The organism is Streptomyces sp. BHT-5-2, from assembly GCF_019774615.1.
In the GTDB taxonomy this organism is placed as follows: Bacteria; Actinomycetota; Actinomycetes; order Streptomycetales; family Streptomycetaceae; genus Streptomyces.
Genome location: NZ_CP081496.1, coordinates 4,858,073 through 4,870,758 on the forward strand (window position 1 = coordinate 4,858,073; position 12,686 = coordinate 4,870,758).

13 protein-coding genes are annotated in these 12,686 nt (G+C 68.4%); 8 read left to right on the top strand and 5 right to left on the bottom strand.

Going from position 1 to position 12,686, the window contains the following annotated elements:
• Positions 1-3 precede the first annotated feature (3 nt).
• A complete protein-coding gene (locus tag K2224_RS21600) occupies positions 4-429 on the top strand; it encodes a MarR family winged helix-turn-helix transcriptional regulator (RefSeq protein ID WP_221908164.1) in 426 nt (141 codons plus the stop codon).
• Between the two features lie 528 nt (positions 430-957).
• Here the strand turns inward: K2224_RS21600 and K2224_RS21605 are convergent.
• Positions 958-1,713 (bottom strand): dienelactone hydrolase family protein, encoded by a 756-nt coding sequence (locus K2224_RS21605; RefSeq protein WP_221908165.1) that lies wholly within the window; start codon positions 1,711-1,713, stop codon positions 958-960.
• 942 nt (positions 1,714-2,655) lie between these two features.
• Between K2224_RS21605 and K2224_RS21610 the strand changes: the two genes are divergently transcribed.
• From K2224_RS21610 to K2224_RS21620, 3 genes are read left to right on the top strand one after another with little or no spacing between them, the layout of a single operon-like run.
• A complete protein-coding gene (locus tag K2224_RS21610; protein WP_260692871.1) occupies positions 2,656-2,907 on the top strand; it encodes a hypothetical protein in 252 nt (83 codons plus the stop codon).
• A complete protein-coding gene (locus K2224_RS21615; RefSeq protein ID WP_221908167.1) occupies positions 2,904-4,046 on the top strand; it encodes a WXG100 family type VII secretion target in 1,143 nt (380 codons plus the stop codon). Before K2224_RS21610 ends, K2224_RS21615 begins: the two co-directional genes overlap by 4 nt.
• Positions 4,043-5,419 (top strand): hypothetical protein, encoded by a 1,377-nt coding sequence (locus K2224_RS21620; protein ID WP_221908168.1) that lies wholly within the window; start codon positions 4,043-4,045, stop codon positions 5,417-5,419. Before K2224_RS21615 ends, K2224_RS21620 begins: the two co-directional genes overlap by 4 nt.
• A 245-nt stretch (positions 5,420-5,664) precedes the next feature.
• On the opposite strand, the gene K2224_RS21625 is transcribed toward K2224_RS21620, so the two are convergent.
• Positions 5,665-7,629 carry a S9 family peptidase gene (locus K2224_RS21625; RefSeq protein WP_221908169.1) on the bottom strand — a complete coding sequence of 655 codons (1,965 nt, stop codon included), beginning with the start codon at positions 7,627-7,629 and terminating at the stop codon, positions 5,665-5,667.
• A gap of 665 nt (positions 7,630-8,294) precedes the next feature.
• Here K2224_RS21625 and K2224_RS21630 point away from each other — a divergent pair.
• The 3 genes from K2224_RS21630 to K2224_RS21640 all read left to right on the top strand — a co-directional run bounded on the left by K2224_RS21630 (position 8,295) and on the right by K2224_RS21640 (position 9,952).
• Entirely contained in the window at positions 8,295-8,726 is a 432-nt protein-coding gene (locus K2224_RS21630) for a hypothetical protein (protein WP_221908170.1), read from the top strand.
• Positions 8,723-9,223, top strand: a complete 501-nt coding sequence (locus tag K2224_RS21635) for a thiol-disulfide oxidoreductase DCC family protein (protein ID WP_221908171.1) — start codon at positions 8,723-8,725, stop codon at positions 9,221-9,223. Before K2224_RS21630 ends, K2224_RS21635 begins: the two co-directional genes overlap by 4 nt.
• A gap of 78 nt (positions 9,224-9,301) precedes the next feature.
• Entirely contained in the window at positions 9,302-9,952 is a 651-nt protein-coding gene (locus tag K2224_RS21640; protein ID WP_398204350.1) for a TetR family transcriptional regulator, read from the top strand.
• Between the two features lie 463 nt (positions 9,953-10,415).
• Here the strand turns inward: K2224_RS21640 and K2224_RS21645 are convergent, their stop codons facing one another.
• From K2224_RS21645 to K2224_RS21655, 3 genes are all read right to left on the bottom strand, one after another.
• Positions 10,416-10,937, bottom strand: coding sequence for a DUF3291 domain-containing protein (locus tag K2224_RS21645; RefSeq protein ID WP_221908173.1), 522 nt, complete (start codon positions 10,935-10,937; stop codon positions 10,416-10,418).
• 32 nt (positions 10,938-10,969) lie between these two features.
• Positions 10,970-11,704: a metalloregulator ArsR/SmtB family transcription factor gene (locus tag K2224_RS21650; protein WP_221908174.1), complete on the bottom strand. Its 735-nt coding sequence runs from the start codon at positions 11,702-11,704 to the stop codon at positions 10,970-10,972.
• Positions 11,705-11,845: 141 nt separating this feature from the next.
• Entirely contained in the window at positions 11,846-12,064 is a 219-nt protein-coding gene (locus K2224_RS21655) for an EF-hand domain-containing protein (RefSeq protein ID WP_100605725.1), read from the bottom strand.
• Positions 12,065-12,193: 129 nt separating this feature from the next.
• On the opposite strand from K2224_RS21655, the gene K2224_RS21660 reads away from it, so the two are divergent.
• Positions 12,194-12,673, top strand: a complete 480-nt coding sequence (locus K2224_RS21660) for a LamG-like jellyroll fold domain-containing protein (RefSeq protein ID WP_221908175.1) — start codon at positions 12,194-12,196, stop codon at positions 12,671-12,673.
• The last annotated feature ends 13 nt before the right edge of the window (positions 12,674-12,686 follow it).

Sequence of the window (12,686 nt, forward strand, 5' to 3'; positions counted from 1 at the left end):
ACCGTGAAGCCCATCGGCTACTGGCTCAACCGCACGGACAAAGCCCTCACCCGCCACATGAACGACATGCTTGCGGAATTCGGGCTCACCCGGATCGCCTGGCAGGTCCTCAACGTCATCCACGACACCCCCCAAGTCACCGACGCGCAAGTGCTGTCCACACTCTCCGCCAACGCCGACACCCCCACACTGACCGCCGCCATCGACGCCGTGCTCGTCGAGAGCTGGGCCACACGCCCCGCACCGAACCGACTCTCCCTCACCCCCGACGGACGTCAGCGCCTGGCCCGCATCGCCGAACACGTCGACACCTTCCGCACACTCTCCACCGCCGGCATCTCCCAGGACGAGTACTGCACGGCCGTCCACGTCCTCGAACGCATGACCCGCAACCTCGAAACAGCGACGGGCACCACCCCCACGCCATAAGCCCTCACGAAACGCCCAGTTGCGCCCCACCCGCCAACTGACCACTCAGCCCCGCCCAACCAGGCACTCATCCGCCAAGTGAAGTGCTCGTTCACTTCACCCCAGAGACCAACTCAAGCTGAAATTCGGCGAACTCGCAGAACACCACCGGCCAGGTCGCGGCGCCCAATGCGCCGGGGCTCTGCATCCGCGGCCTCCGAGATGATCCGGCCGTCAACTGCCGAGCACGGTGAGCGGCCGGTCGTGCGACCTGGATTCCCCGGAGCCGCTCTCCGCTGTGCCGGACGGGGTACGCCGTGTCAGCCCCTTTCCTACGGTGCGCGCCATGACGAACTTGAGCTGTCGCCGCTGTCCGACACGCGTACCGTACTCACCCCGGCGAGCACGCTCATCTGGAGAACCTGCCCGACCCCGCCCGTGAGGTGGCCGCCGAACCCCGCTGCCAACCGCAGAGTGGCCATGCCGGACCACATTCAGCTTCTCGGTGACTGGCGCCGGTTGGTGAATGCGCGGCGGTACCGACCTGGCTCAGAGTGCCCGGTCGAGGAGGTCTAGCAGTGCCCGCCAATGACGGTCGTCCGCCTCGGCGTTGTATGCGGCGGTGTCGGACTGGGTGTATCCGTGCTGGGCCCCCTCGTAGACCTCGTTGCGGTAGCACACGCCCGCAGCATCCAGCGCCTGCCCCAGGCTTTTGACCTGCTCGACCGACATCCAGGGGTCCTGGTCGGCATGACCGAAGTACAGCTCTGCCGTGATGTGGTCGACAAGCCGATGCGGGCTGTCCTGAGCATCGGTGACCATACGGCTGGTGTGGAAGGCCGCCGCAGCCGATATCCGGTCAGGAAAGCGTGCGGCGGTACGGACCGCGAGGGCGCCGCCCATGCAGTAACCGGTAGTGCCCATGGGGCCGTTCGTGACCAAGGGCGAGGCGGCCAGCCAGTCGAGATAGGCGCCGGCATCGCGCATGGCCGCTTCGGGGGTGAGGGCCTGGATGATCGGACCGAGTTGGGCGAAGATCTCGGGCCGCTCGGCCGGCTTGATGTACGTGGGCAGTTCCGCCACTGGAGCGCGCCCCGCACGGTAGAAGGCATTGGGCACCAGCACCGTGTAACCGTGCCCGGCCAGTCGCCTGGCCATCGCCTCCAATGAGGGGCGCAGCCCGAAGGCGTCCATGTAGAGCAGTACGCCAGGGTGAGGCGCACCGTCGTCGGGGTGGGCGAGATAGGCGTCGGCAGTCCCATCCGGAGTGGGAAGGCCGAGTGATACACCTTGCACATTGGTCATCTGCGCACCTTTCCTCAGGCGTCCTGGCGGCGCGCGACGAGCGGCCGTCCACCCGCCGCCTCACACTGCCGATGAATCCCGATACCGTAACTTGTCGGCCCGCGGGGCAGCGGGATGCTGCCGGCCTTCGGCCCCTCGGGGACCGCTCTCTACGGGACGTTCCGGAAGCAGTGCCTTCGTCCCGCGCGAAGACGTCGACCATCGCCTCGAACCTCCTCGGCGGCTGTTCGCGGTGTGCACACACCGGGCCTCTCGAAGTTTCCTGCATCTACGGATGAGTTACGCGTAGCCCTGTTTCTGTCAGTGCACTCCCGGATAGCAGGGGAAACGGCGGCAGAGTGCGAGGTGTTGATCACGCCGACCGAGAGGGGGATCCGGGGGTGCCACGGGGGTGCGTGCTGGGGGAGTTGGGGGCTCAGGCGGCAGCGCGGGCTGCGTGGATGCGGGCCTGCTCCCAAGCCCGCAGTTCGCTCGGCCGGACGGAGACCGACGTGGTGCGGCTCCGGTCGGTGAGCGTGAGGTACCCACGTGGGCGCATCACCGGCTGCGGGTCCGACAAGGCGGTTGAGAATGCCTGGGCAAGGTTGGGGATGGTGGCGAAGACCGCGCCCCACAGACGACCGTTCTCTCTCCGCACCCCCTACCCACCAGATCGAACGCCGCACTCCCGAAACCGCGTGAACGCAACAAGGGCCGTCGCGCCGCGCCGAGCAAGGAAGGCACGGCGTATGAGATTCGATAAGGGTGCATCAGTAGATCGTCAGGCCCTCAGTTCAGTGATCACTCGTTTCTAGGATCTATTGGTTGCACGCCAATCTTCACTGGCAGGTCTAGATAGTTTGAGTAAGAAACGAGGAGTGAACCATGCCCGAAAATGGGTCGTTAGTGGACGCGGGGGCTCTCGCCAGGTTAGCGAAAAGCTTCGATACCCATGGTTCGGACTTGGAGACCTACAACAAGGAGTTCCGGGCGAAGACCGACGCCGAAGTGATTGACAAAGGGTTCGGTGTCCTCACGGAATCCGAGGAAGTGACCTCCGCCTACGTCGAGATGTCCACCGACATGGTGGAGACGCTCAACGCTCTGCGGCAGCACCTGGATCACATCAGCCAGGGCCTGCGCACGGTTCAGCAGAATGCCACGGGCACGGACGAGTCCCTGGCCGCCGGATTCAGTCACGGGCGTGGCGCATGAGCGGTGACGAGTCCGTAGCGGAGCAGGTCTACGAGGCCGGCCTGGAAATCATCAACCCTGGGGGCGATCCGGACGTCCTGCGCTCGGCCGCCAAGGGCTGGCGGGACCTCCACGAAAACCTCCAAACCATGTTCCATGACCTCGACCGCGAGGTGCAGCGGACCCTGGAGTCCGGCTGGCGCGGTCCGGCAGCCGACTCCTTCGCCGAACACTGGAAACACCTCAACACGGCGATGGGCAAGACGCTGCCGCAGTTGCCGGAGGCGGCGCAGAGCCTCGACAAGGCCGCGGACGCCATCGAGGACATCAATCACGAGATCCACGAGATCTACCTTGAGATCGGCATATCCATCGGGGTCTCGGTCGGCATGTCTTTCCTGACCATGGGGTTCTCGGCGGCCGCGGGGGCCGCCCGAGCCGCCCAACTCGCCGCCCGCGCCGCCAAACTCGCCAAAACGCTCGGCACGATCCTGCGGAAGGTCAGTGAGGCGTTCAAAGTCATCTCCCGGCTGGCCAAGGAACACCGCTTCCTGAAGAACGTCCTGGTCAACTGGACCAGCAACACCGGCGGCACCGTCATCACCAACGCCCTCACGGGGCAGGAAACCAATCTGGGCGACGCGGTCTGGCAGGGCGGACTCTCGTCGGTTGTCGGCACCGGGCCGGGCATGCTCGCGACGGCCGGCGGCAAAGCTCTGGGCGAGGCTGCCGGGAAACTCACCAATCCCCTTGCCCGGGGGCTCGGTCGACACTCTGGACTGCTCGGAGATATGGCGGGCGGCGCCGCGGGCAGCATGACCGGCGGGCTCGCCGTCGACGGGGCGAAGAACCTCGGCAACGACCCGTCGGACCACGTCAACGAGCGCGATCTGCTGTGGGATGCGGGGGTCAACGTGGTCGGCGGCGCTGCGGGAGGCGCCGCCGTACACGGCGCGAACACGCAGTTGCCTCCTGGGCGGGAAGGTCCGCACTTCCCGGTCGAGGGTCCGGCGCAGGGAATCGTCTACGGCGGCGCCGGAGCCATCGCCAAGCCACTGCACGACGCCCTCTGGCCCGAGAACTCCGGTGAGGCGAACAGCGAAGCCGCCGACACACCACAAGGGCAGAAGAAGGGGTCAGTGAAGGACGTTTTCGGATGAGGGAGCGAGACCTTGGAACCGCTGCGGCGTCGGCACTGGCCTGGGCCGGTGCCGCGGCGTTTCTGGTCTGTTTGCTGGTGCGGAAGATCGCGCCGTATCCGCGCTGGGATCTGCTGGCCTGTTTGACGCTGTCGGCGGTGGCGTTCCTGGCGTGGTGGCTGCGGGCAACTGGACGGTGGCGTTCTCCACTCGGAGGAGTTGTACCCCCGGCGTTCGGGCTGAAGGTGGGCCGATGGTGGTGGCCACCGGTTCGCGGTACCTACATCATCCTCGCGGTCTGGCTCTTGTTCGTCCCCTTCCTTCTACTGGGTGTTTCGACAGCGGACAACACCCCTCAATTGGCAGCCATTACCCGGCACGACTACCGGTTCGCACCTGTCACGATCACGAAGATCCACCACAAATACCGAAACCAATCCAAGACCGGCACGACGTACAGATACATGGTCACCGTCCAGGCGCCCGGCCCTGGTGGGCAGGGTAAAGACCTAAGCCTGCGAGGGGAAGCGGAATCATCATCTGGCAGCTTGTCAATCGGAGATCGTTTGACGGGGGGCCTCTACGCTCCGGATGCCCCATCCCTGGGCGTCATCCTGACCAACCGTCGACAGGTCGCCTCTCTCCTGGGGGGTCCGGCCTCATGTGCCGAGATGACTCTCCTGGCCGCCATCAGCGCCTTCCCCGTCGGCCTGTTCCTCGTGCTCGCCAGGTCCGGCTCCAAAAACAAGGGCGGACCGTTGACCCCCGAGTCCGTGTTCGGCGACAGACCGGCGCGCAGACTACGCGTGCATATCGCGGGTGGGACAGCCGGGACATGGCTCACAGCACCTGATCCCAAAAAGAACTCCGACGCCCCTCGGGCCACGCTGTCCCCGGCCTTGCGTCTTTCGTCGCCAGAAGGCACCCGTGACCTGTTCATCGACCGGTGCCTCGACCCTCAGGCGCTGGCCGGGGTGCTCGAAGGCCAGGCCGGGTGGCTCTATTGGGCCCCGGATTCAGGCAAGCCCCCGGAGTGGTCCGTCGCGGCCCTGCTCGTTCTTGACGACGACCGGTACGTCTACGGGGTGACGCCGCCGGGAAGTGCTGAGGGCCTTCCGCAGGGCGAGCCGGTGGGCCTGCCCCTCCCAGACGCCCGTCCGTTGCGTGCGGTGGGACCCTATGCGCTGTGGCAGCCGGCCGTACACGGGCCGGGAATGTATGGGTTCGGCCTCGGCTTCCTCGCCGTATGCCTGATCGTCGCAGGGGTCGACCCAGGCGGTGGACCGCTGTTGAGCTGGTGCTTCGTCAGCGCCGTGGGTGGACCGGTGGCGGGCCTCCTGCTGATCCGGTGTCGGCGGACTGCGTATTTGCGACGGTTGGCAGGAGGACCTTGAACGTGTCCGTCTCACCAATCCACAGCAAACCCAGAAGGTCCTCACCCGTTCAAGCACCCCGCTGCTTGCCGGTCGGTGCGTACGGCCCCTATCCCGGGCGCGAGGAGTGACGACGCAGCCGCCGTCGGCGAAAGCTCCGACTGAAGGTCGCCCTCCTCGGACGTTCCAGAGGCGGCCAGGCCGGCAGGGTCCGTCTCGTCGCCGACCGCACGTGCCGACCGCCGGCGTTCATCCTGACCGCGGGGCTACAGCCAGCGGTCGTACCAGGCGCGGATGCGCCGGAGGGCGTCGAGTTGATGGGCGCGCTCGTGAAGCCCGTGGCCCTCTCGGGGGTAGACGACGAACTCGTGCTCGACGCCGAAGTGGCGCAGTGCGCGATGGAAGTGGACCGCCTGGCCGAGTGGGACGTTGGTGTCCTGTTCGCCGTGCAGGATCAGGACCGGGGTGCGGATCCGGGACACGTAGGAGATCGGGCTGTTCCGGTCGTGGATGTGCGGTCCCGGCCCGTTCCAGCCGGTGCTGCCGCCGAGCGCCGCTTCCATGATTCCCCACTCGCCGGTCCCGGCCTGCATGCCCCAGTCGCTGATGCCGGCGCCCGTCATGGCGGCCTTGAACCGCTCGGTTTGGCCGATCGCCCAGGCCGCCATGAAACCGCCGTGGCTCCAGCCGGAGATGCCCAGGCGTTCGGGATCGGCGACTCCCTGGGCGACCAGCAGGTCGATCCCGGCGAGGATGTCGGTCCACTCGTCGCCGCCCACCGCGCCCGCCACCACGGCGGCGAATTCATGGCCGTGGCCCGACCCGCCCCGGGGATTGGGCAGGAAGACCGCATATCCGGCCGTCGCCAGCCACTGGCCGCAGTCGACCACGGTGAGCGTGAACTCGTCGGCATGGCGGAAGTACGGGCCGCCGTGGACCATGGTGACGAGCGGGAACGGACCCTCGTCGCGAGTCCGGCCGGCCGGCAGGATCAGCAGGCCGTCCAGCTGGAGTCCGTCGGACGCCTGGTAGCTGAGCCGTTCCTGGACACCCCAGCGGATCCTGCGCAGTTCGGGACTGGTGTCGCTGAGCCGGAGCAGTGGCCCGCCCGTGGGGCCTGCGTGGACGTTCTTGGGCTCGTGCGCGGTGCTCATCAGCACCGCGAGGCTCTCTCCGGAGTGACTCGCGGTGAGCCCGGCGAGCGTGCCGGGCGCGCAGAGCAATCGGTGGAAGCGCAGCGACTGCGGATCGAGGCGGTACAGCGCGGTGTCCAGCCCGTCGGCGAACAGCGCCAGCGGCGGCCCGTCGGCGACCTGCACCAGCTCGGTGGGGCAGGCGGACATGCCGACCGTGAGATTGCGCTGTTCGACGGTCGGGCCGGTCGCCGGCGGGGCCGTGTCGATCACGGCGAGCGCGCCCACCAAGTGCCCAGGGGTCACCGCCAGGTGGGCCAGATGCCATTCACCGTCGTGATGCCACCAGACCGGGGACCGGGCCTCGACTCCGACTGGGCCCAGGTCCTGGACAGCTCCCGTCTCCGGGGCGACCAGGTGCAGTCGTGCCGTCGTGACGCCGGGGTCGAGCTCGGGGGTGGCCCAGCTCAGCACGGCCAGCGGGCCGCCGTCCGGACGCTGGGTCACCTCCACGACATGGCGGTTTCCGAGGCCGTCCACGGTGCGGACCACGCCGGTCGCCAGGTTAAGCAGGCGCAGCCGGGTGACCGGGAGGTGCCGGCCCCATACTTTCGCGTCGTCACCCTCGGCCTCCCGGCGTGCGTCCTCCGCGGTGGGCTCGTCCTCGGTGAGCAGCGCGACGGTGCTCCCGTCGGCGAGCGGGTAGTGGTCGCAGATGCCCCCGCGCCACCTGGTCAGGGCCTCCGCCTCGGCGATGTCCTCGCTGCCATCCAGCAGAATCCGCCGGAGTTGAGCGGTGCCCCGCTCCTCGCGGTCGGAAGTGAAGAACAGAAAAGCCGAGTCCGGCGCCCACTTCGGGGCGGCGTCGCGGGCCGTGCCGCCGGTCAGCCTGCGCGGGGCTGCGCTGCCATCGACGGCGGCGACCCAGATTGAGCTGTGCGGACGTCCGCCACTTCCGCTGTTCGCGACCACGCCGTAGGCGACCAGGCGACCGTCCGGTGAGATGGCCGGCGCCACGGGGGCGGCCATGTCCACCACCAGTTCCGCGGTGAGCAGGCCGGTCGAGTCGGGAATCGGTCGCGGTGCAGGGTGCGGCATGCGGACTGCCTCTCACTCGCCGGTACGGCAAACGGACATCGTGTCGCGTTGACGAGCCCGTGTCAGCCGGGTTTCGGAGAATCGGGCCGAACGCGACCCCACCCCGAACTCCTGTACTCCATAAGCGATTTACCCGTGCCATGCCAAACGATCCACCGGACCACGTGTCGCCACGAAGGCGAATCCGAAGATTGATCACGACTCGATACACGCCCTGGTCGAACGAAGGGATGGCCGGGAGCGTCTTCGGGCTCCCGGCCGACACTTCATCACCGTCGAGTTGCCAGGTCATCGGGACCGGCTTGGCGTCGAGATGAAAAGTTCCCGGTCCCGGCGCCCCATTGAGGTCGCATCCCGTCGTTGCAGCAACGCGACGAGAGGTGCACCCACGTGCCCCGCATGTGGTCCACCCCGCGTTGCCCACAGCTGCGCGGTCACGGCGTCACAAACAAGGAGGCGTTCCGCGGCCAGCCGGTGGGTTGTCGACACACAGGCATCTCCATGCTCCGGCGGCTGACCCACCAGGCACGCCAGGGTGCACTCCGAGGCTCGGGGCCAGTCACGTCTCCACTCCAAGACCCACGCCTCGCTTGAACGCGTTCAAAAACAGGTCTACAGTCACCGGCGGCAATACTTTTGAACACGTTCAAGAAGGAGTGGGGAACGTGGACCTCAGCGTCGTCGCATACGTCATCTACCTGCTTGTCAGCATCAGCCTCACCATCTGGGTCGCCCGCACCCTCAGCCGGAACGGGCGGATCTTCCTGGCCGACGTGCTGCACGGGAACGAGAAGCTGGCGGATGCCGTCAACCACCTGCTCGTGGTCGGGTTCTACCTCGTGAACCTCGGTTTCGTCGCGCTCTATCTGCAGGACGACGCCGTGATCGCCACTTCCCGGCAGGTGTTCGAGGCACTGTCGCAGAAGCTCGGCGTCGTGCTGCTGGTGCTCGGGCTGATGCACCTCGGCAACGTCTTCGCACTCAACAAGTTCCGCCGGCGCGGCATGATGGATCGGGAGCAGAACCCGCCGGTGCTGCCTCAGGGATACACCCAGCCCGGGCCCTGGGGCGCGCCCGCCGGTCAGGTACAAGGATGACAGTGACCGTCGCCACCGCCGACCGGGGCGCCCCGAGCGCCCCGGTCCGCCGGCTCACCGTGCTCTACGACGCGCACTGTCCGCTGTGCGCCTTCCTGCGTGACTGGCTCGCCCGGCAGCGGCAACTGGTGCCGCTGGACCTGGTGCCGGCCGGGACGCCGGAAGCCCGGCAGCGGCTTCCGGAACTCGACCACACCGCCACGCTGGAAGAGATCACCGTGGTCGGCGACGGCGGGCAGGTGTACCGGGGCGCCGCCGCCTGGGTCGTATGCCTGTGGGCGCTGCACAAGTACCGACCGCTCGCCCACAAGGTCGCAACCCCCTCCGGGCTCCGCTTCGCACGTGGCGCGGTCCTCGCCGCGGCGAAGTACCGCGAGACACACCGGGTCTCCCCGCCCACTGAACAGCCGGCGTACACCTCCTGGGACAGCCGGGCCGCCCCAGCGGCCCACTCCGCACCCCCGGGGTGCCGCAGCGGCTGCGCAGTGCACGATTAGGCTCTGACCGTGCCAGCACAGAACCAGCCCCCACCGGCCAAAAGCGAGAAGACCCGCACTCTGATCCTGGAGACGGCAATGCGGCTGTTCCAGGAACGGGGCTACGACAAGACCACGATGCGGGCCATCGCCAAGGAGGCCGGGGTTTCCGTCGGGAACGCCTACTACTACTTCGGGAGCAAGGAGCACCTGATCCAGGGCTTCTACGACCGGATCGCAGCCGAGCACCAGGCGGCGGTCCGCGACGTCCTGGACCAGGAGACGGATCTGGAGGCACGACTGGCCGGAGTACTGCGCGCATGGCTCGACATCGCCACGCCGTACCACGAATTCGCCGCCCAGTTCTTCAAGAACGCCGCCGACCCGGACAGCCCCCTCAGCCCCTTTTCGGCCGAGTCCGAGCACGCCCGTCAGGCAGCCATCGACGTGCACCGCGAAGTATTGGCAGGCTCGAAGGCGAAGGTACCGGCCGAACTCGCCGACGTCCTGCCCGAGCTGATGTGGCTGTCCCAGATGGGACTCGTCCTGTACTGGGTCTTCGACCGCTCCCCCGGTCGCGAACGCAGCCGCCAACTGGCCGGCCGCGGCGCCCAACTGACCGCAAGGGGCGTGTCGCTGGCTCGTTTCCGGGTGCTGCGCCCACTGGTCCACGAGGTGCACGAACTGTTCACCGATTTCTTGCCCGGCATGGCCCAGACAGCGGTCGCCCGCAAGGGGGCGAGAGCGTAGCCGACCACATACGGCATCGCGGCCCGCCGGCCCGCCCACCACGCGCCGGTCCGTCCGAGCGAGGAACGAAGAATTCCGTGCCCGAGCCATGACCCGCATCCGCGATCTCATTCAGCACGCGCGTTCGTTCAGCGGGCGCAGATGGCGGTTTCGAGCGGAAAGCCCTCACGGATCCGGTGCTCGGTGCCACCGATCATCTCCTCGATCCGGTAGCCGAGTCGAGCGAGGGCGGGCGCCGTACAAGTGGCGCCGTCACAGCCGGACCCAAGAAGTAGCCGATGGCGGAAACCGCTGGGTCCAAAAGGATTGCGGCACCGAGCCGGGATGCCGCGACAGACAGGTGCACCGCGCCCGGCAGGTGGCCTTGACCACGTACTTCCTGGTCTTCGGCGCGGGCAGCGTCGGCGGCCGCACCGGCCCGAGGGGGCAACGGCTACGGCAACGGCGCCGCCACCCAGACCCTCTACTCCTGCACGGAGCGCGCAGCGGGTGGCACGGACGGCACGGCCTGAAGCCGCTCGGCGGCCTCGGCGGCGGAGTAGGAGGAGGTGAAGGTGAACGCACGGGGGGACGGCCCGTGCGCCCGCAGGTCCGCCAGCCGCTCCAGGGCCTCGTCGACGGTCGGGAGGTGACCGGCGGGCACCCACCAGAGCACCAGATGCGCCTCGACGTGCCGCTCGAACCATTCGCGACGCCGCTGCATCGCCTCCAAGTGCCCACTGCGGTAGGTGAATTCCCACAGGGCCTCCCGGGACTCCCACACCGACAGCGTGACGACGACGTCCTCACCCGCCGGGCGCAGGCCGGTGGCGTCGGCCTTCCCCTCCTCGACCAGCCGCCATACGAAGCCGGTAGCGCCGTCGGCGGCGGCGTTGACGGGGTCGAGCAGCTCGACGAACGGCGCCATGCGCGGGTCGTCCAGGGGGTATCGGAGCGTGGCGACGTTGAGGTGGGCAAGGTGGACGGCAGGCGTGGATGCGGTCATGGCGCCATCCCAGCACGGCCCGGTTTTCTATGTCAACGATTATTGTTTTTAGAAGGCTCGATCACCACACAGCACTCCCCCGGCCTGGCGTCCATGCGGGCACGGACGGGACCGTCCGTGCCGAACAGCCCCTCCAGCAACGCGAGATTCATGCCGCAGACCAGCGGCGGGAAGCGTTCGGCGACGGCGTGGAAGGGGCAGTTGCGCATACGAACAACGCGCCCACCCGCCCCGGACGCCCCCTCAACACCCTCGCCGCCGTCAGCGCTTTCAGCACCTTCAGTGCCTTCTGCGCCTTCAACGCTCTCCAAGTGCGGCTCGTAGCCACGGGCGGCCAGCATCTCCATGGCCTCTTCAAGACCGCCGCAGGGTGCCGCCGAGCCGCGCAGGGACTCGCCCCGGCGACGCGCGGCCGCACACAGCCCGGCATCCAGCCCGGCCTGCTCGGCGGCCTCGGCGAGCAGCTCGGCGGCGGTGCGGTAGTCGCGGGCGGGCAGCGACACCGTTCGCTCGACCGGCGCCCGCGCGTACACCTTGGCGGGCCGGCCCGCCCCCGGCCCCGCACGGCCCGTCAGGCGACGGCTCCCGCTCTCCAACAACCCGGCCTCGACCAGCCTGTCCAAATGGTGCGCGGCGAGCGTGCGCGCCACCCCGACCGCCTCGGCAGCCTCGTTGCGGCCGACCTCGCGGCCCTGTGCCGCCACGTACTCGTACAGGCGGCGCCGCACCGGATCCTGCAACGCCGCGATCGCGTCGATGTCGTTCACACGACCATTCTAGAAACAACGCAGATTGGACATAGAACGCCGGGACGCCGCCCCTGCGGATGCGCCCCGGGCAACCGGCCCCGACCGCATCTCCGCCGGACGAACCGGGTCCGGCACGTGAGCGTGCCGGACCCGGCAGCGTCAGCCGTTCATGGCCGCCCAGAACTCCTCGAAGGACATCATCCGGTCGCCGTCGGTGTCGACGGAGTCGATCAGCTCCTGAGCCTGCGCCTCGGTGATCTCGGTGCCCTCCAGCTCCGCAACCACCTTCCGGTATTCCTCCGCGGTGACCTGACCGTCCCCGTCGATGTCGTAACGCTCGAAAACCTTCCGCGCCGCCGTCTCCACGATGTCCGCCATGCGCTCCGCCCTTCTGTGATCTTCACTGACGGGCCCAGGCTATCCAGCCGTGCAGACGCAACCCGGGGGCGCCCTGCACACCGCTCGCGGCCACGCTGCGCCCGGGCGCACAAGTCCACCTGATCGACGGTGACTTCGACGTCACCCGTTGGTACGCCGTCCGGTCCCCGGAACGCCACGGCCGGCATCGACGACCTGACCGGCCGGCCGGAGGGCGTACCGGGGCGACGCGGGGCCGCCCCCAATGCTGGAGGCCGCCCGGCCGGAAGTGACCGGGGCGACGGCGCAGGAGGGGGTTGTGGCAGCGCTGGATCCGGACGGTCCGCGGTCCATCGGCGGGTACGAGTTGTCGGTCCGGCTGGGCGCCGGCGGCATGGGGCGGGCGACGGCGCCGCCCGCCGGCTCCACCTCTACGTCAACGGCACGCAGCAGGGCGCCGCCACCGACACCCGCCCCGTCACCAGGCCCGGCTCCCTCATGATCGGCCGCGCCACCTTCGGCGGCCGCCCCGTCGACTTCTTCTCCGGCAGCATCGAGCGCGTCCAGGTCTTCGACCAGGCACTCCCCGCAAAACAGGTCGCGGCACTGGAACCGGGCTTGCAGGGCTAGTTGGGAAGAATCC